Origin of the sequence: Streptosporangium sp. NPDC049046 (assembly GCF_040649155.1) — a bacterium.
Classification (GTDB): domain Bacteria; phylum Actinomycetota; class Actinomycetes; order Streptosporangiales; family Streptosporangiaceae; genus Streptosporangium.
Genome location: NZ_JBEZEZ010000061.1, coordinates 1 through 22,674 on the forward strand (window position 1 = coordinate 1; position 22,674 = coordinate 22,674).

The following is a 22,674-nucleotide window of genomic DNA, read 5'->3' on the forward strand; positions in this document are numbered from 1 at the left end:
TTCTGGTTCGGCTCCGTGGCGTTGATCTTCATCTCGTTCTCGGCCGTGATCATGTCGAACTCACGGTTCGCGATCGTGGTGTACTGCGAATCACCAAGCTTGCCCGCGGCGATCGCCGCGCCGAAGTAGCGACCGCTCTGCTGGGCCGCCGCGCCGAGCGTGGTCGCCGCGGCACTCGCGGAGCTCGATGCGCCGGCCGAACCCGGAACCGTCACCGCCGCGAACGTGCCGAGCACGAGGGTGCCGAGGGCACCGGCGACCAGGGTCCGGCGGAGACCACCGAGGGGTCGCCGGGTTCCGGGCGGGGGAATGGCATTTGTGCCCATAACTGAGCCTCCAGATTTTGGTCATGGAAAGCGGGGAAAACGGGGGGACATCCCATGGACCGACGCCGCGCTCCTCGCCGGGGAACGCACACCACTGAGGCGTCGCGGACGACGATCTCTGCCGCGCACCACCGACTGGCAGGAAGACCGTCTCGGGGACTCAGTCTGGAAACGTTGACGAAATATGTCAAGGTCTCCCAGAAACTTTCGGTTAACCTGTATGACACGAGTGCCACGGACCTGCTCCGACACCGCCCGATCCCACCGAAAGCCGCGCCGCCGCCACCCGAGCCACGACATCGCCGATGAAACTTTCAGCGCGGCACCCTCTCCGACCAGGTACGGCCACCCCACGAGATGCCGAACAGGCTGGCGCACCCCACCTTCCTCCCGGCCCGGCGCGCACGGGGTTCTTGACAGCCCCTCCCGCCTGAGGTTTGCTTCCCTCCACCACCACAACCCGCTCGAAAGAGAACAAAGCACGGTCGAAAGGCGGAAAGTTAGCGCTAACAACGCCAGAGAATCGCCTGAAGGCGGGCCCTTTCGCCATCCACAAGGACCCGCCGTCGCTCTCGTGGGATTACTCGTCAGGCAGCAGGTATCGCCAGGAGAGCAGGAAGAGCGTTCCCGAGCCGGTCTTGAAGAGTGACCGCTCGTACTGCTGCCCGGCGGGCACCGCCTTGACGATCGCGCTCACCGCCGCCCCCTCGATGTCCTTCTGCCACACCGGGTCCACCGTGCCCGAAGGCTCCGGGACCTCCGCGGGCCACGGCGCCGGCCTCCCCTCCGCCGACCCGGCCGCTTCGACGACCATTCGGACGCGGGTGGCGACGTAGTCGGTGCCCGCTTCCGCCCGGGCCGCCAAGCCCTCCATCAGTTTCTTCGCGTCCAAGAGCGCCTTCGGGTAGAAGTCCGCGACCTGCTCCAGGGCCGGAACCCGGACCTCGAACATCTTTCCGTCCTTCCCCCGTACCCCGAAGACGGTGGTCGGCACGTCCGTCACCGCCGGCGCCCCCGATCTCGGCTCCGCGGTCGGCGACTGCCCGGTGAGGTACTTCTCCATCGACGCGACCGTCTCGTCCCTTTCCGCATCGGTGAGCTTCAACTGCCTGCTCGCGTCGACGATCACCAGGCCGTCGCTGTACAGCACCACCCTCGGCGGACGCAGCACGTTCGTGGTCGGGGTCACGAACCCGCCCTCCGCGCCCCACAGGGCGACCGGCTTCGCCGGCCCGCCGTCAGCCGCGACAGCCGACATATCCGATTCCGCTCCCCCGCATGCCGCGGTCAGTGACAACAGCGCGACGAGCAGGGCCGTTCGTAGTCTCATGCCCCACAAACGTACGCTTCCTTCAACTGGTTCAGCCGGTGTCGTCCGAGGTCAGGCGGATCCAGGTGCCGTCGGTGCCCGCACCGGCGATCGCGGTCAGAAACGGGGGTCGGGGCCGGTGGAGCCGCGGACGACAAGGGTGGTGGGCAGGAGGCGCGAAGGAGGGGTGACGTCTTCGTTGATCATCGTGATGACCGCCGCGGCCGCCGCCGTACCGAAGCCGGCCTTGTCCTGGGCGAGCGTCGTGAGCCCCGGCGGCACCAGCGCGGCGAGCTCGATGTCGTCGAACCCGACCAGCGCGATGTCCTCGGGCACCTTCAACCCCGCCTCGGTCACGGCCCGCAGCGCGCCGATCGCCATCTCGTCGCCCGCGGCGAACACCGCGTCGGGCGGCTCCTCCAGCTCCAGCAGGGCGCGCATCGCCGCGTACCCGCTCGACAGGTAGAAGTCGCCCTCGACGACGAGCTCGGGGCGGTGCGCCAGGCCGAGTGCGGCCAGTTCCTCCAGGTAGCCGCGCAGCCGCTCCGCGCCCGGCCTGGTGCGGGTCGGGCCGGTGATGGTGGCGATGACCCGGCGCCCGGTCGCGTGCAGGTGACGGACCGCCTCGCGCGCCCCGGCCGCGTTGTCCGAGGTCACGTAGGTGGTCCGCGGTCCCTCGATGGGCCGGTCGAGGGAGACGCACGGCACCTCCGAGGCCGCCAGCGGCTGGAGCGAGGGGTCGTCCCTGCCGTTGTCGATGAAGACCACGCCGTCGAGGTTGTGCCTGCGCACGGCGCGGAGAAAGTCGTCGGGCGTGCCGTCCTCGCTGGTGGCGAGCATGAGCAGGTGGTAACCGCGCTCGCTCAGCGCGGTCTTCAGCCCGATGAGGATCTCTTGGAAGAACGGGTGCCGCCAGCCGGGACGGCGGTGGTCGGTGTCCCAGATCAGGCCGACCATGCGGGATCTCTTGGTGGCCAGGGTGCGTGCCGACTCGTTGGGCAGGTATCCGATGCGTGCCGCGGTGCTGAGAATGAGCTCGCGGGTCTGTGCGTTCACCACCTCGGGGTTGTTGAAAACGCGGGAGACAGTCGCCGACGACACCCCGCAAAGGCGCGCCAGCTCTCGAATCGTTGCCACGGGCGTACGTTATCGCATCTCGCTGAAACCGGTTTCATGTAACCGGTTGCATGGAAGTTATGCGAGAGGCCGCATCGTGTCAACCCACCATTTCGGGTTTCAGGCGCGTGACGTTTCCGTGACTTGACATCAAGTGGCGGCGTTCTGTGAAATATCCCACTGACAGGCCGATGCCACACCGCTGCCACGGGGCTCGGCCCGCTCATCGCATCTCGCAGCCACCCTTCCTCTCCCCCAGAAGGAGCCCCAGGTGTCTGCTGAACGAATCCGTCTCGCCGCCGGAGTGCTCGCCATCGGCATGCTCGCCGCAGGGTGCGGCGGCTCCACCTCCACCGGCTCCACGCCGACCGACGGCAAGATCACCCTCACCCTCAACCTGTTCGGGAACATGGGCTTCAAGGAGCTCTACGCCAAGTATGAGGCGGCCCACCCCAACATCAAGATCGTCGAGAGAACGTCGGCGTACAACGACCACCACCGCAACCTCGCGGCGCACCTCGCCACCGGCGCCGGCACCGCCGACGTCGAGGGGATCGACACCGGCTTCATCGCCCAGTTCAGGAACCAGCCCCAGCACTTCGTCGACCTGCGCCAGCACGGCGCCGACCAGCTCAAGGACCGCTGGCTGCCGTGGAAGTGGGAGGCGTCGCTGGCCAAGTCGGGGGCTCAGATCGGCTACGGCACCGACGTCGGCGGCCTCGCCATGTGCTACCGCCGCGACCTGTTCGAGAAGGCCGGCCTGCCCACCGACCGTGAGGAGGTCGGCAAGCTCTGGCCCGACTGGACCTCCTACTTCGAGACCGGCAAGCGCTACACCGCCAAGAAGCCGGAAGGCGCCGCGTTCTTCGACGGCGGCCCCCAGGTGTTCAACGCGATGATCGGCCAGGCCGAGACCGGCTACTACGACGCCGACGACAACATCGTGGTCGCCACCAACCCGGCCGTGCGCTCCGCCTACAACGAGGTGCTCAAGGCCGTGGCCGACGGCCAGTCGGCCAAGCTCGTCGGCAGCTCGCCCGCGTGGAACACCGGCTTCGCCAAGAGCCAGTTCGCCACCATCGCCTGTCCCGCCTGGATGCTCGCCAAGATCCAGGACCAGGCGAAGGCGTTCGCCGGGAAGTGGGACGTGGCCGCCATCCCCGGCGGCGGCGGCAACTGGGGCGGCTCCTACCTCACCGTCCCCGCCCAGAGCAAGAACCAGAAGGAGGCCGTGGCGCTGATCGCCTGGCTCACCGCGCCCGAACAGCAGATCGAGGTGTTCAGCAAGCACGGCATCCTGCCCTCCACCGTCGCCACCTACGAAAAGCCCGAGGTGACCGGCCTCAAGCACGAGTTCTTCAACGACGCGCCGATCGGGCAGATCTTCACCACCGCCGCCCTCAACCTCAAGCCGCAGCACCAGGGCCCGAGGGCCGGTGACATCCAGACCGCCATCCGCGACACGATCAACCGTGTGGAGGAGGGCAAGCAGAACGGCGACGAGGCGTGGACGCAGATGCTCGGGGACGTCGAGCGCATCGGCAAGTGACGCCGCGCATCGATCCGTGAGAGCCGCGCGACGGCGGGCTTAGGGCTTAGGGGAGAGCCCGCCGTCGCGCCCCCTTCCCCCGAGGAGTCGACCGTGACCCCCGTCAGATCAGGGCCCCGGCGCCGCTGGGCCTACCAGCTCGACGTCAAGGGCTCGCCGTACCTTTACATCGCCCCGTTCTTCCTGCTGTTCGGCGCGGTGGGCATGTTCCCGCTGTTGTACACCGCCTATGTCTCCCTCACCGACTGGAACCTGCTCGACCCGGAGCGCGAGTGGGTGGGACTGGCCAACTACGCCGAGTTGCTGGCCGACGACTACTTCTGGAACGCGCTGTTCAACACCGTCAGCATCTGGCTGCTCTCCACCGTGCCGCAGCTGCTGGCCGCGCTGTTCCTCGCGCACATGCTCAACCGCAGGCTGCGCGCCCGCACGCTGTTCCGGATGGGCGTTCTGCTGCCCAACGTGACCTCGATCGTCGCGGTCACGATCATCTTCACCCAGCTCTTCGGCCGTGACTTCGGCATGGTCAACTGGGGCCTCGGCCTGGTGGGCCTGGATCCGATCGACTGGCAGGCCGGCACGCTCTCCTCACACGTCGCGATCTCGCTGATCGTCATCTGGCGGTGGACCGGCTACAACGCCCTCATCTACCTGGCCGCCATGCAGACCATCCCCGAGGACCTGTACGAGGCGGCCCGGCTGGACGGCGCGAGCCAGTTCACCCAATTCCGGAAGATCACCATTCCGATGCTCCGCCCCACGATCATCTTCACCGCCGTCGTGTCCACCATCGGCGGCTTCCAGATCATCGCCGAGCCGCTGCTGTTCCAGGCCGGCACCGGCAACCCGACCGGCGGCTCGGACCGCCAGTTCCAGACCGTCGGCCTCTACCTCTACGAGCAGGGCTTCAGCATGTACGAGTTCGGCTACGCCTCGGCGATCGCCTGGACGCTCTGCGTGATCATCGTGGTGATGGCGCTCGTCAACTTCGCCGTCACCCGCAGGATCAGGAGCAGCTGAATGGCACCCCTCACCGCCGTCCGACGCGGACTGAACCCCCACAGGGCGGGGTTCTGGACCTACGCCGCGCTCGTCGCCGTGCTGCTCGGCTCGATCTTTCCCATCTACTGGTCGCTCGCCGTGGCCTCCCACGACAACGACGTCATCGCCAGCGTCCCGCCGGTCCTCACCCCCGGCGGCCACCTGTTCGAGAACATCGCCCGCGTCTTCGACACCACCGCGTTCGGCCAGGCGATGTTCAACTCCTTCCTCGTCTCCGGCTCGGTCACCGTCTCGGTCGTGCTGTTCTCCACCCTGGCCGGCTTCGCCTTCGCCAAGCTGCGCTTCCGCGGACGCAACGTGCTGCTCGTCATGGCCATCGCCACCACCACCGTGCCGCAGCAACTCGGCATCATCCCGCTGTACATCCTCATGGCGGAGCTCGGCTGGACCGGCAGGCTCGGGGCGGTGATCGTGCCCGGCCTGGTCACCGCGTTCGGCGTGTTCCTCATGACCCAGTACCTCTCCAGCGCCATCCCCGACGAGCTGCTGGAGGCCGGCCGCATCGACGGGTGCAGCACGCTGCGGCTGTTCTGGCACGTCGTGCTGCCCGCCGCCCGGCCTGCCACCGCCGTGCTCGGCCTGTTCACCTTCATGCATGCCTGGAACGACTTCTTCTGGCCGCTGGTCGTCCTCACGCCGGAGAACCCGACCGTCCAGGTCGCGCTCTCCAGCCTGGCCAGCGGCTACACCACCGACTACGCGCTCGTGCTCACCGGCACCGTGCTCGCGATCGTGCCGATCGTGGCGGTCTTCGCCGCGCTGGGCCGTCAGATCATTGGGGGAATCATGTCAGGAGCGATCAAGGGATGACCCAGGACCGTACGCCCTTTCCCGCCGGGTTCGTGTGGGGGACGGCCACCGCCGCCTACCAGATCGAGGGCGCCGTGGACGCCGACGGGCGCGGCCCCTCGATCTGGGACACGTTCTGCCGCGTCCCCGGCGCGGTGGCGAGGGGCGAGAGCGGCGAGCACGCCTGCGACCACTACCACCGCTGGCGGGAGGACGTGGAGCTGATGGACCGGCTCGGCGCCGGCGCCTACCGCTTCTCGCTGGCCTGGCCCAGGATCATGCCCGACGGCGACGGCCGGGTGAACCGGCGCGGCCTCGACTTCTACCGGCGGCTCACCGACGCCCTGTGCGAGCGCGGCATCGAACCGTACGTCACCCTCTACCACTGGGACCTGCCTCAGGCGCTGGAGGACCGCGGCGGCTGGCGCGACCGCGACACCGCCGAGCGCTTCGCCGACTACGCCGAGGTCGCGCACGAGGCGCTGGGCGACACGGTGTCCCGTTGGATCACGCTGAACGAGCCGTACTGCTCCTCCATCGTCGGCTACGCCGAAGGCCGCCACGCACCCGGCGCACGCGAGGGCCACGGCGCGCTCGCCGCCGCCCACCACCTGCTGCTGGGCCACGGCCTCGCCACGGCCAGGCTGCGGGCGCGGGCGCGCGAGGGAGAGCAGGTCGGCATCACGCTCAACATGTCGCCCACGGTGCCCGCGACCGGCTCGGCGGCCGACGCCGACGCGGCGCGCAGGATGGACCTGCTGGTCAACCGGCAGTTCACCGACCCGCTGCTGCTCGGCGCCTACGCGTCCGACATGGAGGAGACCTTCGGCGCCCTCAGCGACTTCTCCTTCCGCCGCGAGGGCGACCTGGAGGTCATCGGCGCGCCGCTGGACTTCCTCGGCGTCAACTACTACTACCGCATCCACGCCGCCTCGGCGCCGTACGAGCAGACCGACCCCGCACTGCGTTCCGCCTTCGACCTCGGGGTGCGCGGCGTCACCCCCGACGGCGCGAGGACGAGCGGGCTGGGCTGGCCGGTGGAGCCGCAAGGGCTCCACCAGACCCTCCTCGGCCTGACCAGGCGCTACCCCGCGCTGCCGCCGATCCTCATCACCGAGAACGGCTACGGCGACGACGGGACCCTCGACGACACCGGTCGCGTCGACTTCCTGCGCGACCACCTCGCCACCATCCGCGCCGCGATGACCGACGGCGTGGACGTGCGCGGCTACTTCTGCTGGTCGTTGCTGGACAACTTCGAGTGGGCCCGGGGGTACGCCGCCCGATTCGGGCTCGTCCACGTCGACTACGAGACCCAGGCCCGCACCGAGAAGGCGAGCTTCCACTGGCTGCGCGAGTTCATCGCGAAACAGGGATAGCCGGGATACCGGGGACATACGGGGACAGCCGGGGAGAACGACCAAGCGCGCCTCAGTCGCCGAGCTGCAGGCGCGCCTCCTCCTCCATCATCGCGGTGAACCGCGCGTCGCGCTCGCCCTCCGCGCGCCGTGCCGTGTAGACGACGGTGTAGCCGTCCGGGTCGGTGACGCGCAGATCCCTGGTGTTCCACGGCGTGTCGAAGGGACCTTCGACGATGCCGCCGCCGTGGGCGCGTGCCCGCTCGGCGAGCCCGTCAAGCTGCTCCAGCGCGGCCATCATGCTGATCGTCCAATCGCCACCGGCGGGCGCTTCGCCGAGGCGCACCAGGATGTCCTGGTAGCGCCAGCGGCGCAGGTGCACCAGCACCGGGTTGCCGTCGGGTCCGGGGACGGTGAAAAGCGAGATGAAGTCCAGCCCGTTCACATACCAGTCGACCGTGCGATCGAGGTCGGCGACGGTCACCGTGACGAAGGCGGGCATTCCATAGATATCGCGGTTGATCTCCTGCGTAACAGAATCCATGCGCCCCAGGCTGGAGTCTCCAGCGACTGGAGAGTCAAGCGATTATCGATCGCGTTCCGGGGACGACCATGGAAAGACCGCTCTCGAAGCGCGGAAACAGGCCGAGCACGGCGATCGACACCTTGCCGCTTTCGAGGTGGCGTAGCACGTCGAGCATCGCTTCTCTCACGTTCCGATTCACCACGTCGGCGGAAAACCAGGTGCGGACCACCGGTGCGGTGGGGTGTGATCGGGGCCATGGCGATCGTGCCGGGTGAGCCGGGAGTCGACGGGCTGAGTGCGGTCGTGGACGTGCTGCGAGACTGGCAGCACGACGAGGCGCCACCGCAACTCCACCCGGGAGACCTGGGCTGGTTCTGGCGATTCGGCGCGGAGGCGACGGCCGCGGCGGTGCGGACCTGGAGCCGAGACGGACGGATTCTCGCCGTCGGGCTGCTGGACGACCCCAGGGTGCTGCGGCTCGCGATCGCGCCGGACGCCCGGCGGGACGAGGAGCTGGCGCGGCGGCTGGTCGCGGACATGACCGAGCCGGAGCGCGGCGTACTGCCCGAGGGGAGAGCTAACGTCGAAGCGCCCATGCGCGCGCTGGTCCAGGACCTGCTGTCCGGGAACGGCTGGAGCGCCGGCGAGCCGTGGACGCCGCTGCGCCGCGACCTCGCGGAGCCGGTGCGGGACCCGGGCGTGCGGATCGAGGTGATCGGACCGGAGCGGGCGCACGTGCGGGCCGCCGTACAGCGGGCGTCGTTCGACGGGTCGACGTTCACCGAAGAGCGCTGGCACGCGATGGCGGCCGGACCGCCGTACGCCGACGCACGGTGTCTGGTCGCGTACGACGACCGGGGCGACGCGGTGGCGGCGGTGACGGTGTGGTCGGCCGGTCCGGGTAAGCCCGGGTTGCTGGAGCCGATGGGCGTGCACCGCGACCATCGTGGCCACGGCCACGGCCACGCGATCACCCTCGCCGCGGCGGCCGCCCTCAGGAAGCTGGGCTCGTCGAGCGCGACCGTCATCACCCCGAGCTCCAATGTCGGCGCCGTCGCCACCTACGGGTCGGCCGGCTTCCAGCGACGCCCCGAGGTCCGCGACCTGCGCCGGGACGCCCCCTCGTGAAGCCGGGGATCAGCGCGGTATGAATGCCGGGGGGATCAGCGCAGGCGCGCGCGAACGGCATCGGCGGCCCGCGTATCCCTGAGCTCGACGAACTTCTCGACGGAGAACTTCCCACCTTTTCGGCGTATTGCCGCCAAGCTCGGGCTCTGTCACCTTGTTCGTCGTGTCCACCGATCTACCAGCCGGAACATCGGGCGCGTTTCAGGAGCCCCCGCGACCTCCCGGCCCCTTCCTGCCTCCTCCGGCGGCCCCCGTCCAGTCACGCCGAGCGACCGGTCGCGTCTCCCGAACCGGCGGCTACGTCCTTGCCCTGGCCGTCCACCTGTTGGCACCGGCCTTCCTGCTCACCGGCGTATACCTGGTCACCCGTCTGACGATAGGTGGCATCCTGTTCGGTCTCGTAGCCCTGGACCTCGCCTGGCTGCTGCGCCCCCGCCCCGCCCCCTTCCCCGCCTTCGCCGTACCTCTCGCCCGCGAGGACGCTCCCCACCTGTACGCCCTCGTTGACCGCATCGGCGAGGAGTTGGGAGCCCTCCGAACAGATCTGGTCGCCGTCAGCGGTGCGGTCAACGCCTCGTTCCGCACCTACGGGTGGCGACGCAGCCGTCTGGTGGAGATCGGCTACCCGCTCTGGCTGATCCTCACCCCGCAGGAACGCGTCGCCCTGCTGACCCACGAGATGGCCCACTCCAGGAACGGCGACGCCAGACACGGCCTCGTCGTCGGCAGTGCCCTGCACTCGCTCCACGAACTCCGCATCGTCACCGGCTTCGAGTGGCACCCCGGTGACGGCTTGTCCGCTCTCGTCACCCAGTGTCTCCTCGCGATCCTGGGCGTCCCCGTCCGCGGCTTGATCTTCCTGCTGGAGCTCCTGCTGAACCGCTCCTCCCAGCACGCCGAATACCGCGCCGACGAGATGCAGGCCCAGGTAGCCGGCTCCGCGGCCGCCGCTTCGCTTCTGGACGTCCTGACCACCCGGACGCGATCGGTCGAAGGTTTCCTCGCATCCAGCGCGGTGGCCGTCGGAACCGGGAACCTGTGGACGGCTCTCCGCTCCCACGTGGACGCCGTCGCCGACACCGAACTCGAACGACACCGCGAGTCCGCCCGCCTTGAGAAGACAGGGGTCGACACGACCCATCCGCCGACGTACCTGCGCATGCAACGCGTGCTGGCACTGCCATACCCGGTGCCCAGGGTGTCCGCCGCAGGATCGGAGCAGATCGAAGGAGAACTCGACAAGGCGGCTGGACGCGTGGCGCGGCGTTTGAGGGAGGACGCCCAGTCCGTCCGTTATCGGTAAGCCTGACGGGCGGGAACCAGCCGACCGTCGTCACGCGATTCCCGAAGCGGTATCCGACTCGGGGGTCGCGTGACGACGGTCGGCCTGTCGCGGTCAGCCGGGTGTGGTGATCATCCAGTGGTAGCCGTCGGGGTCGGTGCAGTGCCCGGCGTAATCCCCCCGATCGGTTCGGGCCGCCGCGGCGGTGACCCGACCACCGGCCGAGCCCGCGGCGGCGAGAAGAGCGTCGACGTCGTCACGGGAAGCGGCGATGTGGGTGAGTACGAGCGCCGAGAAGCCGTCACCGTGCTCGTCGACGCCGGCGTCCTTGGCGAGGGCTTTACGTGGCAGCAGGCCCAGCCGACACACGCCGTCGGCGATGACGAAGTCGAGGAATTTGTCACCGTAGTCGTGATTGACGCTCATGCCCAACGCCTCATAGAACGCCCTGGATGCCGTCGGATTGGCGACGCCGAGGTAGATGGCGGTCTCGGTCGGCTTCGGCGGGTCGGGGACGGGGCCGGTGTCCTTCTTGGAGGCCGCGGCCAGCTTCCACACGGCCCCGTCCGGTGCCCGGTAAGCGGCGCTGAACTCACCGAAAAGCTGCTTCTTCGGCGGCTTGACCACCGTCGCGCCCTTGGCCGTGGCGGCATCGAGAAGGGTCCTGACCTCGGCGGGCCGGTTCACGATGGAGGACAGGACGTAGCCACGGAAACCCGAGGTCTCCGGGGCCGTACCGGAGTCGGCGGCGAGCGCGTCGATCCGGCGGAGAGCGAGCCGCCCGGTGCCGTGAAGGTCAAGGCTCGCGGTGTGGTCGTTCTCCGTCGCCGTGGCTGAGAACGCGGACGTGTAGAAGGTGCGTGCGGCTCCTACCTGAGGTACGCCGAGAGTGACGATGTCGACAGAGAGCGGCATCAGATGGTTCCTCCGTGCTTTCCGAGATCGGTCGATTCGGGGCGAGTGTCGTGCGGGCGGGCTCAGGCAGACGCGCCGGTTATCCGGATGAGGTTGCCGGCGGGGTCACGGAAGGCGCAGTCACGGACCCCGTAGTCCTGGTCGATGGGTTCCTGGATCACATCGGCCCCGGCGGCCTGGAGGCGGTCGAACAGCCCGTCGAGGTCATCGGTGGCCAGCGTGACGGCGGCGTAGACGCCCTTGGTGACGAGTTCCAGGATGGTGCGGCGCTCCTCATCGGTGATGCCCGGATCGGCCGCCGGCGGGTGCAACACGATGGAGGTGCCGGGCTGTCCGACCGGACCGACGGTGATCCACCGCATGTCCTCGTAACCGGCGTCGGCCCGGACCTCGAAGCCCAGGATGTCGCGATAGAAACCCAGAGCGGCCTCGGGATCGGTGTGCGGAAGGAAGGTGTGCTGAATGGTGACGTCCACGCCCGGCACGCTACGCATGACTATCGGGGGCGGGCTTCTCGATTCTTGACCGGTCTGGTCACCTGCTTGCTCAGGCACGGCGGAATACCCGCCGCGGCCTGGGAACGGTCACGCCGGTAGACGCTCGGCGGCACGCCGACGAGTTCGGTGAACCTCGTACTGAACGTGCCCAGCGAGGAGAAACCCACCTCGAAACACACTTCCGTGACGCTGAGGTCTCCGCGGCGCAGCAGCGTCATCGCCCGTTCGATCCGCCGGGTCATCAGATACGAGTACGGAGACTCGTCATAGACGCGCCGAAACTCCCGGCTCAGGTGCCCGATCGACATGTGCGCCCCTGCGGCCAGCGCCTGGAGGTTCAGCGGCCTGGCGTACTCACGATCGATCCGGTCTCGGACACGACGGATCACGGCGATGTCATGCAGCCGCTGCGCCTCCGCACGCCCGAGTCCCATACGCACCATCGTTCCACCTCACCCGCCGCACGAACGACAGCCGACGGTGCGAGCCCTTGTTACAAGGAGTGTCCCGGAAGCACGGGGCGAGCATCGGTCAGGAATCGAGAAGCACCGGCTTCACAGCACCGCTAGCGTCACAAACACCCCATACCGACGACGACGAGGAGAGTGACAACGGTGAGCGCGGACACCGGCGCGGCGAGCAGGAAGAGCACGGACGGCTTCTCCGAGGAGGAGCGCGCCGCGATGAAGGAGCGCGCCGCGGAACTGAAGAAGGAGGCGAACCGCGGCCGTGGCAACAAGGCGGCCGCCGAGGAGCTCGACGTACTGTCGAAGATCGCGGAGATGGAACCGTCGGACCGCGCGATGGCCGAACGCATCCACGCCATCGTCACCGCCAACGCCCCGGAGCTGTCGCCGAAGCTGTGGTACGGCCAGCCGGCCTACGCCAGGAAGGGGAAGGTCGTCTGCTTCTTCCGCAGCGGGAACGCGGACAAGGAGCCGTACTCGGCCTTCGGCTTCACCGCCGAGGCGAACCTCGCCGACGCCGGTGGCCTGTGGCCCACGTCCTTCGCCGTGACCACGTTGAGCGAAGAAGCCGCGAAGACGATCACCGCTCTCGTCAGGAAAGCCGTGAGCTGAGGCACCACCCCGACAGCAGGGGAGCACCTCGGCGAGGCACCGCCCGACGGCAGGCGAGCACTTCGGCGAGACAGAGCGGAGGCGCGGGAGCCGACACCGTACTTCGCCTGGCGGCGTGCCCGATGTGCGCGGGCTCGTGAGGTCGCCGGGCGGCTGGAAGAGGGTGGCGATCCGGCGCTCGGCCGCGACCGACCGAAGAGCCGCGGCGACCGGCCACGCCCACTGTCGGTATCGGTCGGCTGATCGCTAAGGTGGCGCCGTGATTGCCAAGCCGCCCGGATGGCCGTTGCTCACGGCGTTCTCGTTCGCGGCGTTCGTGTGCCTGTGGTGGTCCAGCGCGCCGTACCTGTATGTCGAGCTCTTCATCTGGGTGCTCTTCGCGGGTGGCGCGCTCTTCCTCCTGTGGATCATCCGGGCCGTCCCGGCGCTGCTGACCGACATCGGCGCGATGGAGGCGAACATGCTCCGTTGGTTGACGCCATGGATCATCGCCGGTTGCACCGCTTTGGCGATCAGCGCCGACATTCCCTTCCAGGTACGGTTCACACTGTCGAAGTCCGCACTGACCGACCACGCCCAGGCCGTGGCCCGGAGCGGCACCTCCTCCGAGGAGTGTCGACTCGTGGGTCTTTATCCGGTCTGCTGGTCAGAAGCCACGCCCGACGGCGGGGCCCAGCTCAGCATCAACGACTGGCGAATACACACGTCGGTAGGGTTCGCGTGGAGCCCGACGGGCCAGATGTCCGAAGAGGGCCTGGAGCGACTCGATCCGATCTCCGGCCCCTGGTACGCATGGTCGGCCTGGGACAAGTGGTGATCCCGCAGCCAGACGTGCGGATTTCTCCCCCCATCCGCATGTAAGCCACATGGAAGCGCATCGCAGGCATCGGTTCGCCGAACACTCCGACCGCGGCCACTTCGGTGCCGGTGGCGGCGAAGCCGGTCGACTCCGAAACCGGGTGCGGGCTCAATCGACAGCGCTCTGGACCCGCTGTCGTTTCCGTCCAAGACGGCCGTCGCGACCGCGATCTAATGTGGAGCCGGCAATTCGCCCGAACATGAGGAGACAGCACAATGCGTGACCTGGTCTACACCGGTTTCATGTCGCTGGACGGCGTCGTGGACTCGCCCGGCGGCGGGCCGGGGGAAGAGCACCGCAGCGGCGGGTGGGTGGTCAAGGACCTCGATTTCGTCCCGGAAGCCTGGTCGCTGAAGGGTGAGGAGCTCGCCGACACCACGGCGCTGATGTTCGGCCGCCGCAGCTACGAGGTGTTCGCACCGGTCTGGCCCGGTTCGGAGGACCACGCCGACTACAAGGAACTGCCCAAGTACGTGGTGTCGACCACGCTGTCCGACGACGCCCTCGTCGACGGGTGGGGGCCGACGACGATCCTGCGCTCGATCGAGGACATCGCCGCGCTCAAGGAGAGCGAGGGCGGCGCGATCTTCATCCACGGGAGTGCGGAGCTGGCCCGGCGGCTTTCGGACGCGGGCCTGATCGACCAGTACAACCTGCTCGTCTTCCCCGTGCTGCTCGGTGCCGGGAAGAGCCTGTTCGGCCGGGCCGACCGAGACAAGCACATGCTGACGCTGCGAGAGTCGGAGAGCTACTCGAACGGGATCCTGAAGCTCGTCTACGACGTCAAGCGCTGATCCAGGTTGAGGGCGATCGCGCCGCCCGCGCCCTCGCGCAGTTGCCTGACGGTGCGTCCGACGTAGGAGCGCAGTGCTCGGGCCAGGTGCGGCTCGTCGAAGTAGTCGAGCTTGGCGACGACATCGGCGGCCGGGTCGCCGGCGGCCAGCAACTCCGTCGCCGTACGCGCACGCTCGATCTGCCGGACCACGCCCCGCGTCAGTCCGGTCGCGGCGCGGAACCGGCGTTCGACCGTGCGCCCCGAGACGGCCGGGCGGTGCCCCCGCAGCACCTCGACGACGAGCGGGTCACGGACCACGATCCCGGCCCGGACAAGCCCGTCGACCAGGGCCTCGGCATCGTCGGGGCCGGGCGTCTCCCAGCGCGCGCCGTCCAGCCGGAACGTCCGGCGCGTGGTGTCGGGGAGTTCGATACCGCCGTCGACGAGCGTCGGCGTGGGCACGGCACGCAACGAGGTGCCCACGGCGAACTCGATGCCGGTAAAGGTCGCACCCTCCGGCACCGGCGCCGTCCCGGTTCGGGTCTCGGGACCGGTGATGCTCGTGTACGTCCGGCCGGCCTGTTCCCAGAACACCAGCCCCCAACACGTCCCTGCGACGGACGTCATCGAAGTGACCTGCCCGCTCGTGCATGTCCACACGGTGTCGACCCACGGCGAGTCGGACCGACGTGTCTTGAGCCTCAGACCCATGGGCGAAGAATACGCCGCTTCGCGCTCCGCGGATGACCGGCTCGGCGTCGCTCGACCGGGGGCGATCCCCACATCGGTCGCCATGGTGCGAGACGGGGTGAGTCCTCCAGCAGGTCGTCGGTCTTCACGTACAGCGTGGTGGCGAGGACACTCAACCCCTACCGACGTTGGGCGCCCTCGCCTCATGCGTACGGCCGATCCCCCGGAATCGATCAACCGGCGACGACCCCCGTGTTCTGGCAGGCGGTCAGCAACCAGCGGCCGTCGCCCTGCTTGGACATCACGTACAGCGGAGCCCCCTCGCTCTCGTCACCCGGGGTCAGGTAGAGCTGACGAACCTTGACCGCCGCGACATCCGGGCGAATGAAGAACACGTGGACCACCTCGTAGGTGACCTTGCCGTCCCAGTTCGCCGCGGGGAGAACCTTGCGGGTGAACTCCGAGATCGCGTCGAGGCCTATGAGGACCTTGCCGCCGGCCGTCGTCCAGACCGCGTCGGGGTGGAAGAGGGCGAGGAACTCATCGGGGTCCTTGTGCTGCTGGGAGTGCTCTACGGTGGCTACGACCCGTTCGATGGCTTCGAGGTCTGCGGCGTACGCCGTGGATTCCGTGTTCATGTGCACCACGGTGCTACCTCAAGCATGGTGGAGGTCAAGAGACGATCGACCGCTGCCCCCTTGGAATCGATCATTGAACCGCTCCGGGGTCGGCGGAGACCAACGGGGAGTGCCTACGGGCCCGGTCGCGAGGGTGACAGCGGGAAACGGGTCGCTCGGTCGGTATCTACCGGCACACGGCAGTCCACAGGCAGCGGCCCTACAACGGACCCACGGGGGGAATGTACGGCAGGGCCGTGGAGCGGGCGGCGGCGTCGGCCGGTGGTCGCGTCCCCGGAGCCGGGCAGAAGCGGTCCCGCCCAGGCAGTGCCCCGGTGGCGAGGAAGGAGCTCATCGCCTCGTCGGCGCAGCTGCCCAGCCCGACGACGCCGTGGCCGCCCTGGTCGACCGTGATCATGGCGGCCCGCCGTCCGAGAGCGGCGCGCAGGCCGCGCGCACTCGCCAGGGGCGTGGCCGGGTCACGGGTGTTCTGCAGGATCAGCACGTTGCGCGGCCCGTGCCCGGTGACCGTCACCGGCGGCTCCACCGGTCGGGTGGGCCACGCCGCGCACGGCCAGATGTTCGCGGGCATACCCGCCGTCACCGGCCACACCTGCCGGTCGGCTGCGACCTGCCGGGCGTACAACGCCGCGCTGCGCGGCCAGGCGACGTCGTCGCAGAGCACCGCGTAGAGCGCGGCGATGCGGTTGTCCGCCGGTATCCGCGCCGTCCCGGTGCCATTGCCACCGACCGCGCCGTCGTCGGCCCTGCCGACAGAGCCCAGCCGGTCCGGTCGCCTCAGGATGGCGGGGTCCACGGTGGATCCTGAGACGGCGGCCGTGAGCTCCTGCCAGAACCCGGCGATGAAAGGGAAGTCGCCGTCGAAGTACAGCCCCCCTCGGGTGATCTCGCGCAGTGCGTTGCCGTCGAGCACGGGACCGCCCGGGATCGGCAGGGGCCGACTGTCGAGGGCCGCGAGCAGCCGGTCGTAGGTGCGCCGCACCTCCTCCGGTGTCGCGCCGAGCTGGTAGACGGCGTCCCGCTCGGCTACGAAGGCCAGCAGGTCGGGCAGGCGCATCGCGATCGACTGACTCCAGGTTCGCCACATGTCCCGCCACACCAGGTCCGGGTCGACGGCGCTGTCCAGCACGATCCGATCGGCGCGTCCCGGGAACATCGAGACGTAGACGGCTCCCAGATAGGTGCCGTAGGAGAGACCGAAGTAGGACAGTTTCGGCTCACCGAGTGCGGCTCGGATGCGGTCCATGTCCCGGGCCGTGTTGGCCGTGGTGATGAACGGAAGCAGATCGCCGGAATGCTCGGCGCACGCGGCCGCGGTGTCCCGCGCGAAGGCGACGTTGCGCCCGATGCCGCCATCCGGCCCCGGGTAGGGCAACAGCAGCGTGAACTGCCTCATGAGATCGAGGCCACAGGTGACCGGGGTGCTGTGGCCGACCCCGCGCGGATCGAAGCCGATCAGGTCGTACCGATCCAGGACCTCGCGCGGTAGTACGTCCGCCAGCCGGCTGGGCAGGTCCAGGCCGCTACCGCCCGGGCCTCCCGGGTTGGACAGCAGGATCCCGCGGCGCGCCCCGGGACGCGCCGTGCCGATCCGGGAGATCGCGATCTCGATGCTCCGCCCGCCCGGGGCGCGGTAGTCCAGCGGCACCCGCAACGTCGCGCACCGCTGGCGTGGGTCGCGCGAGACGCCGCCGGATTCCACCGCCAAGCACTCGCCCCACATCGGAGCCACTTCTCTGGCTTCGGCCACCGCCGGCTCCGGCGTACCGATCCGGGCCCCGGCCGACGTGGGCACGCCTGCCACCGTGATGGCCACCGTCGCCACGGCGATGAACAATGTCAGTTTTAATCGCACTGATACTCCTTTTCACAAGGAACAGATGCTTTCTCGATGACCGTTAAATCGGCACCGCCGGGTACGTGAGACTCTTCGCTTGATCACGCGGAGAAACAGGTCCGTGATTCGACAGCTCTCAGCAGGTCACCGGGCTTGATCGGCCACTACACCGACGTCGTGCGTTCGACGACGTGACACCTGCGGCCGGGTCGTGGTCATGACGAGGTCGGTGCTGCCGTGCCGGATGTCAGGGCCGCTCGTACGATGCGGATCGCCTCGTCCTCGTCGATGCCGACGCTGGCGATCACGGCGGCGTAGTCGGCGGCGGCCCGGTGGGCTCGCTCCCGGCCTTCCTGGCCGGTGGCCGAGACGAACGAGCCCGCTCGTCCGCGTGTCTCGATCAGTCCGGCCTCCTCCAGTTCCCGGTAGGCGCGGCCGACGGTGTTGGCGGCCAGGCCGAGGTCGGCCGCGAGGTGGCGGATGGTCGGCAGCCGGGCGCCCACGGTCAGCGTGCGGTCCTGGATCTGCCGGGCGAGCTGGGATCGTAGCTGCTCGAACGGCGGTACCGGCGAGGCCGCATCGATGACGATCATCGGACGCTCATGACCTGTCGGGCCACCGTCGCGCACGACGGCGTTTTGAAGCGGAGCGCGATGAGGGCGATCATGCTCAGGATCAGGTAGGTGATCGCGGTGGCGCCCCACCAGGTGGGCGCGGTGCCGAACAGCAGCACCATGGGCAGCGACCACTGCACGTTCGGCGTGGTGAGCTCGCGGGCGTCCTCGACGCGCATGATGACGTCGGCGGTGAGCGACTCCTCGTCCTGCGCCACGACCGGGTGGCGTAGCAGGTGGCGCAACTGCAGGGCGGTGATGCCCGTCGCGCCGAGCAGGCCGATCAGCACGACGACGGCCAGCTGTCGCACGGTGGGATCGGCAACGGCCAAGGCGCTGGCGGCCAGCGCTATCGCGCCGGCGAACGTGGCGGCGGCGAAAACGGCGTAGGGCCGGCCGAGCACGGTCCGCCAGCCGGGCTGGATCGGGTGGGCGGCCCTACGGGACAGCGTCGCGGCCGCTCGCTGGTCGACGCGTCGTACCCACCGGACGAGCAGTGACTGTGCCAGCAGCAACCCGGCGACCGACGCGGCCAGGGCCAGTAGCGGTAGCGGGCGATGGGGCTGGGGGTTGCCGAACGCGGAGACGGCGGCGAGCGCGCTCACGATGATCAGCGCGGCCAGGATGAGGTAGGTGGCCAGGCGGGCGCGTTCACGGACCGCCAGCCGACTGGCGAGCAGCGGGGTGGGGTGGGTGTCGGTCAGGCCGTGCCGGGTCAGCCACGCGCCCGCCAGCCGCAGATCGGTCGTACGCGCCGACGGGTCGTCGTCCGGTAACGGTTCGCGGGTCATGACATCTCCTTTGACACAAACTTTGTATCAATAGGATGCGTCAAAGGTTGCGACAAAGTCAACGCCTCCCGTGCTCTCTCCGTCGAGGTTGGGCGTCCCTCACCCGGTCGTACACCACCGCGGTGTCCAGCAAGCGGTCATGAAGCACCCGCCCCTCGGCATCAAGGAGCATCCAGAGCCCGCCCACGAGAAGACACGACAGCCCGATGTCGGGAACAAGGGCGAGCAGGGGAAAGACCAGCGTGCGGAGCGCGGCCCTGCCCGCACCCAACCGTCCGCCCGTACTCGCCGCGATGACCCGGACACCCAGTAGCCGCTTGCCGAGCGTCCGCCCCCACAGAGCGTGCTGCACCCAGAAGTAAAGGAACAACACCGACAAGATGGCCAGTTCCACGGGCTCCGCGCTGCTCTGAAGCACGTCGACTCGCCCCAGAAACCCGTACCCCATCCGGAACTCGGAGCCGAGGCCGATCAAGGACCAGACCGGCCATACGACGACACCCAGGACGGTAGCGACGATCAAATAGTCGGCCAGGGCCGCCGTCGACCGTCGCCACACCATCCCGGCCTGTGACGCGCCCGGCTTGTTCCCGGTGACGGGCCGCATCTCGTGGAGGGGCCGCATCTCGCGCGACGCGGCGAACACCAACGCCGCGGCTGCCAGGAGACACAGCTCGGTGATCCACCACCCACCGACCACCGCGCCGAACCCGACGGCGCCGAACAGCGAGACCGTCTCACTGTAGATTCCCCGCTCGCCGTGTGACCAGGCGAGAAGTTCGACGGCCGCGATCAGAACGAGGAGTCCCGCCACCCGTCGAGCTGTCACCCCAGGATCCCGGCGACCGAGACACGCCAAGAGGCCGAGCAGAACCATGAGAGCCGGAACCGCCCACTCCTCCGCGGTCTCTATGACCACTTCGAGATCATGGCGCAACGGAGCGAACGGCGACAGCGTCAATCCGCTCTCGTACAGGCCCACGACCCCGTAGATCAGGTCGGACCCCGCATGGCTCCGTGGGAACTCCTCAGAAGCGAGTCGCTCGCGCCACAACGCCCAGGTCGGCAAGGCGGCGACGACCGCAGCCGCCCCCCACACCGACAGCGATAATCGGGAGAGCTCCGGCACGGTGCTCCTTTCGCCCTGGGAGCGGCACCCTACGACGCCCCGGCACGCGGTACAGAGGCGATGCCGGGTCTGGCACCGCACCACACCGGAGAAAAATTCAGAGCCGTTTCACAGCGAGCCACGATGCGACTTTTCGGTCAGTGCTCATCGTGCAGCATCTCCAGCACCTGCGGCTTTACAGACCACGGACTTTGATGATGTTGATTTCTGCCGCATCCGGCTCATCGCGGCCAGGGCACCTTCCAGGACCGGGGTTCGGGAACGGCTCCACCCAGGTATGTGGACTCCTCCAGTAGTTGCGGTGTCAGTGTGATCCCGGTGAGGCGCTCGGCCAGGAGGAACATCGGCCCTTTGTGAGGGTCGGGAAACGAGGGATAGATGGAATCGATGCGTTCCATGGTCTCCACGAGCACCTCCGGCACCTCCTGGCTGTAGCCCTCCTGGGCGATGAAGCAGAACCGGAGCTCGCCGTCCTCGATCCAATAGAAGTGGTCGAGGTCCTTGATGCTGAGAAAGTAGTGGGACACGACGCGGGTGCCCGTCGACAACGGCATGATCACTTCTTCGGCGATGCCGTTCAAGCCGGGCTCGACGGTCAGCACCCAGTCGCCGATGGTCGTCACGCCGAGGAACGCGCCGGACTCGACGGCGCCGCCCAGGTCCCAGAACGACATGGGGGTAAAGTCTTCCGGCCGGCCACCCCGCCGAGCCATCACTTCTTCGGGTGTCAGGCCATGGATGTAGGTGAGGCAGGCGCCGTCCATCGCTTCGACGAGCCAGGTGTAGCCGGCAGGGTTCGTGATCATCTCGTCATGCTCTCAGCATCGACTGACACAACGGGCACGGGTGGTTCACCGACAAGGTTGGCGCTGGCACCTCTCGTTCGGCCTGTTCCTTGCCGGCCCCGGAAGGATGACCGATACGGCTACGCCGCCTTCGTACCCACCACGAGCGGAGCCGTCAAGCTGGTGCGGGGCTCGCTCGATCCCAGAAAGAGGCGCGAAAGAAGCTGACCGAACTTCCAAGTACTCCGACGAGGGCATCCCCATCTCCTCGGGGAACTGGACAGTCGGTGACTACCTGACCGACGACAAGTGCAACGCCCTTGACTGATATCGCACGTACACAAATGAAGCCCCCTAGAGATCACCTCCGGGACGCTTCATTGCCGCCCTCGTTAATAGCGCCACTTTTCGCAATGGCGATGCCTGGTCGGCTCTGGTTCCTCACCGCGCAGCAATGTGAGTCGTACCCGCTGCCGGGCCTTGCGCTCCGCCAGGTTGGCATCTTCACCGATGCCCGAATAGGAACCGCCCATATCGTGCCTGTAGCGGCGACCATCCTCCTCCTGCAAGCGAAGCGGCATCGTGTTGTCCGTCCTGCTCACGTTCTTATGATCCTGCGTTTGGGCGGGATCGTCCAGGACACGAAAAACCTGGGGGTTGGAAGTAGCAGAGACGTTGCTGTCATTGGAGATGAAAAAGACCCCGAACGATAGTCGTTCGGGGCGTTTGTGCTGCTCAGTTGCTGTGGTCAGGGGTGGGGTCGAACCGCCGCCCTTCCGCTTTCAGGCGGAGCGATCACCCTGCTCCTCTTGACGGACACGGGGTCAGAAGGCGGTGTACGGCTGCCGCCGTGTGCTCACGGTGGCCGACGTTGTCGTCACGGTTGTCGTCGACCCTCGCGTTCCAGAACCGAGACGGGGCGAACACCCCTCCCGGGCATCAGCACAGGTTGCTCCCGCTGGGGCCAGAATTGACCTGCAACAGGTAGTCATCGCTGTCCTTCTCCTCCGGCCTGCCGGAGTACCCCACCGACAAGTAGACATTCCGGCTGTTGATGACCTTGGTGAAGCAGACCTGCGTCACATCCTCCTCCGACTCCGGCACCGGTGTCTGCCTCCAGCCGTCCTTGATCGCAGCCTCACGGTAGAAGGACGGCACATCGGCACGCGACGCTGAAATCCGATAAGACTGCTCGGCATACGCGAGCCGGTCATCGTCATTGCACCCCCCAAGACGTTTCCCGTCCGGCTTCGCCTCGGCCGGACGAGCATCAAGGATGCTGAGCACTACAAGAGCCGAAGCAAGCCGCTTGTCATCGTCGGCACAACGAGGAAACGGCGAGCGGGGCATCAACAACAAGACCAGACGATCCACCACGAAAGTGCCGGCCCCCAAGGCACCTACGGCGGCGACCGCTCCAGCAAGGCCGCCAACCACCAGAACCGCGATAATCAGACGCTTCATGACCTAGTACGGCAGCCGCCATTCGTTAGTTGAGCTGGGTGTATTCGGTGGCCAGTCGGGAACGGCGGTGGAACCATCGGGCGCGGGCTTGATGACGGCGTCGCCAGATGGACCATTGCGCGGCGTGTTCCAGCGATGGTGTGCGGGGGGTGGTGG

26 protein-coding genes are annotated in these 22,674 nt (G+C 68.2%); 9 read left to right on the forward strand and 17 right to left on the reverse strand.

The genetic code is table 11. The features are described from left to right. The 3 genes from AB0B96_RS39975 to AB0B96_RS39985 form a co-directional block, all read right to left on the reverse strand. A partial coding sequence (locus tag AB0B96_RS39975; RefSeq protein WP_362907426.1) for an endo-1,4-beta-xylanase occupies positions 1–326 on the reverse strand: 326 nt, incomplete at its 3' end. Between the two features lie 580 nt (positions 327–906). Beyond that, on the reverse strand, positions 907–1,656 hold the full coding sequence (locus AB0B96_RS39980) for a hypothetical protein (protein ID WP_362907428.1): 750 nt from the start codon (positions 1,654–1,656) through the stop codon (positions 907–909). Between the two features lie 96 nt (positions 1,657–1,752). Beyond that, on the reverse strand, positions 1,753–2,772 hold the full coding sequence (locus AB0B96_RS39985) for a LacI family DNA-binding transcriptional regulator (RefSeq protein ID WP_350941325.1): 1,020 nt from the start codon (positions 2,770–2,772) through the stop codon (positions 1,753–1,755). 250 nt (positions 2,773–3,022) lie between these two features. Here AB0B96_RS39985 and AB0B96_RS39990 point away from each other — a divergent pair, with 250 nt between their 5' ends. From AB0B96_RS39990 to AB0B96_RS40005, 4 genes are all read left to right on the forward strand, one after another. Next, the gene (locus tag AB0B96_RS39990) at positions 3,023–4,300 is read left to right on the forward strand and encodes an ABC transporter substrate-binding protein (RefSeq protein ID WP_350941326.1); all 1,278 of its coding nucleotides are present in this window, start codon (positions 3,023–3,025) and stop codon (positions 4,298–4,300) included. A gap of 93 nt (positions 4,301–4,393) precedes the next feature. After that, on the forward strand, positions 4,394–5,320 hold the full coding sequence (locus AB0B96_RS39995; protein WP_350941327.1) for a sugar ABC transporter permease: 927 nt from the start codon (positions 4,394–4,396) through the stop codon (positions 5,318–5,320). After that, the gene (locus AB0B96_RS40000) at positions 5,321–6,172 is read left to right on the forward strand and encodes a carbohydrate ABC transporter permease (RefSeq protein WP_362907431.1); all 852 of its coding nucleotides are present in this window, start codon (positions 5,321–5,323) and stop codon (positions 6,170–6,172) included. Then, the gene (locus AB0B96_RS40005; RefSeq protein WP_362907433.1) at positions 6,169–7,530 is read left to right on the forward strand and encodes a GH1 family beta-glucosidase; all 1,362 of its coding nucleotides are present in this window, start codon (positions 6,169–6,171) and stop codon (positions 7,528–7,530) included. The genes AB0B96_RS40000 and AB0B96_RS40005 overlap by 4 nt, the downstream gene beginning before the upstream one ends. 52 nt (positions 7,531–7,582) lie before the next feature. Here the strand turns inward: AB0B96_RS40005 and AB0B96_RS40010 are convergent, their stop codons facing one another. Together AB0B96_RS40010 and AB0B96_RS40015 are read right to left on the reverse strand one after the other, a co-directional pair. Beyond that, complete coding sequence (locus tag AB0B96_RS40010) at positions 7,583–8,053, reverse strand: VOC family protein (RefSeq protein ID WP_362907435.1); 471 nt, start codon at positions 8,051–8,053, stop codon at positions 7,583–7,585. Positions 8,054–8,087: 34 nt separating this feature from the next. Continuing rightward, positions 8,088–8,264, reverse strand: coding sequence for a hypothetical protein (locus AB0B96_RS40015; RefSeq protein ID WP_362907437.1), 177 nt, complete (start codon positions 8,262–8,264; stop codon positions 8,088–8,090). A 26-nt stretch (positions 8,265–8,290) separates the two neighbouring features. Here AB0B96_RS40015 and AB0B96_RS40020 point away from each other — a divergent pair, with 26 nt between their 5' ends. After that, positions 8,291–9,163 (forward strand): GNAT family N-acetyltransferase, encoded by an 873-nt coding sequence (locus AB0B96_RS40020; protein WP_362907439.1) that lies wholly within the window; start codon positions 8,291–8,293, stop codon positions 9,161–9,163. A 163-nt stretch (positions 9,164–9,326) separates the two neighbouring features. Further along, positions 9,327–10,466: a M48 family metallopeptidase gene (locus AB0B96_RS40025; RefSeq protein WP_362907441.1), complete on the forward strand. Its 1,140-nt coding sequence runs from the start codon at positions 9,327–9,329 to the stop codon at positions 10,464–10,466. A 93-nt stretch (positions 10,467–10,559) separates the two neighbouring features. Here AB0B96_RS40025 and AB0B96_RS40030 read toward each other — a convergent pair whose 3' ends face one another. The 3 genes from AB0B96_RS40030 to AB0B96_RS40040 form a co-directional block, all read right to left on the reverse strand. Then, positions 10,560–11,360 carry a VOC family protein gene (locus tag AB0B96_RS40030; protein WP_362907443.1) on the reverse strand — a complete coding sequence of 267 codons (801 nt, stop codon included), beginning with the start codon at positions 11,358–11,360 and terminating at the stop codon, positions 10,560–10,562. Positions 11,361–11,422: 62 nt separating this feature from the next. Beyond that, entirely contained in the window at positions 11,423–11,836 is a 414-nt protein-coding gene (locus AB0B96_RS40035; RefSeq protein ID WP_362907445.1) for a VOC family protein, read from the reverse strand. Between the two features lie 20 nt (positions 11,837–11,856). Beyond that, positions 11,857–12,300 carry a helix-turn-helix transcriptional regulator gene (locus AB0B96_RS40040; protein ID WP_362907447.1) on the reverse strand — a complete coding sequence of 148 codons (444 nt, stop codon included), beginning with the start codon at positions 12,298–12,300 and terminating at the stop codon, positions 11,857–11,859. 240 nt (positions 12,301–12,540) lie between these two features. Between AB0B96_RS40040 and AB0B96_RS40045 the strand changes: the two genes are divergently transcribed. The 3 genes from AB0B96_RS40045 (at position 12,541) to AB0B96_RS40055 (ending at position 14,589) form a co-directional block, all read left to right on the forward strand. Continuing rightward, on the forward strand, positions 12,541–12,936 hold the full coding sequence (locus tag AB0B96_RS40045; RefSeq protein WP_362907469.1) for a DUF1801 domain-containing protein: 396 nt from the start codon (positions 12,541–12,543) through the stop codon (positions 12,934–12,936). A 259-nt stretch (positions 12,937–13,195) separates the two neighbouring features. After that, on the forward strand, positions 13,196–13,753 hold the full coding sequence (locus AB0B96_RS40050; RefSeq protein ID WP_362907449.1) for a hypothetical protein: 558 nt from the start codon (positions 13,196–13,198) through the stop codon (positions 13,751–13,753). A gap of 257 nt (positions 13,754–14,010) precedes the next feature. After that, a complete protein-coding gene (locus AB0B96_RS40055; RefSeq protein WP_362907451.1) occupies positions 14,011–14,589 on the forward strand; it encodes a dihydrofolate reductase family protein in 579 nt (192 codons plus the stop codon). Here the strand turns inward: AB0B96_RS40055 and AB0B96_RS40060 are convergent. From AB0B96_RS40060 to AB0B96_RS40100, 9 genes are all read right to left on the reverse strand, one after another. Beyond that, complete coding sequence (locus AB0B96_RS40060) at positions 14,571–15,197, reverse strand: helix-turn-helix domain-containing protein (protein ID WP_350941345.1); 627 nt, start codon at positions 15,195–15,197, stop codon at positions 14,571–14,573. The genes AB0B96_RS40055 and AB0B96_RS40060 overlap by 19 nt on opposite strands. A gap of 296 nt (positions 15,198–15,493) precedes the next feature. Further along, the gene (locus AB0B96_RS40065) at positions 15,494–15,898 is read right to left on the reverse strand and encodes an SgcJ/EcaC family oxidoreductase (RefSeq protein ID WP_362907453.1); all 405 of its coding nucleotides are present in this window, start codon (positions 15,896–15,898) and stop codon (positions 15,494–15,496) included. A gap of 199 nt (positions 15,899–16,097) precedes the next feature. Further along, positions 16,098–17,753 (reverse strand): alpha/beta hydrolase, encoded by a 1,656-nt coding sequence (locus AB0B96_RS40070; protein ID WP_362907455.1) that lies wholly within the window; start codon positions 17,751–17,753, stop codon positions 16,098–16,100. A 197-nt stretch (positions 17,754–17,950) separates the two neighbouring features. After that, the gene (locus tag AB0B96_RS40075) at positions 17,951–18,328 is read right to left on the reverse strand and encodes a GntR family transcriptional regulator (RefSeq protein ID WP_362907457.1); all 378 of its coding nucleotides are present in this window, start codon (positions 18,326–18,328) and stop codon (positions 17,951–17,953) included. Next, the gene (locus tag AB0B96_RS40080; RefSeq protein ID WP_362907459.1) at positions 18,325–19,140 is read right to left on the reverse strand and encodes a hypothetical protein; all 816 of its coding nucleotides are present in this window, start codon (positions 19,138–19,140) and stop codon (positions 18,325–18,327) included. Before AB0B96_RS40080 ends, AB0B96_RS40075 begins: the two co-directional genes overlap by 4 nt. 58 nt (positions 19,141–19,198) lie before the next feature. Then, on the reverse strand, positions 19,199–20,269 hold the full coding sequence (locus tag AB0B96_RS40085) for an RDD family protein (RefSeq protein WP_362907461.1): 1,071 nt from the start codon (positions 20,267–20,269) through the stop codon (positions 19,199–19,201). A gap of 221 nt (positions 20,270–20,490) precedes the next feature. Beyond that, positions 20,491–21,075 (reverse strand): DUF6461 domain-containing protein, encoded by a 585-nt coding sequence (locus tag AB0B96_RS40090; protein WP_362907463.1) that lies wholly within the window; start codon positions 21,073–21,075, stop codon positions 20,491–20,493. A 371-nt stretch (positions 21,076–21,446) separates the two neighbouring features. After that, positions 21,447–21,656, reverse strand: coding sequence for a hypothetical protein (locus AB0B96_RS40095; protein ID WP_362907465.1), 210 nt, complete (start codon positions 21,654–21,656; stop codon positions 21,447–21,449). Positions 21,657–21,993: 337 nt separating this feature from the next. Further along, positions 21,994–22,518 (reverse strand): hypothetical protein, encoded by a 525-nt coding sequence (locus tag AB0B96_RS40100; protein WP_362907467.1) that lies wholly within the window; start codon positions 22,516–22,518, stop codon positions 21,994–21,996. Positions 22,519–22,674: the final 156 nt, after the last annotated feature.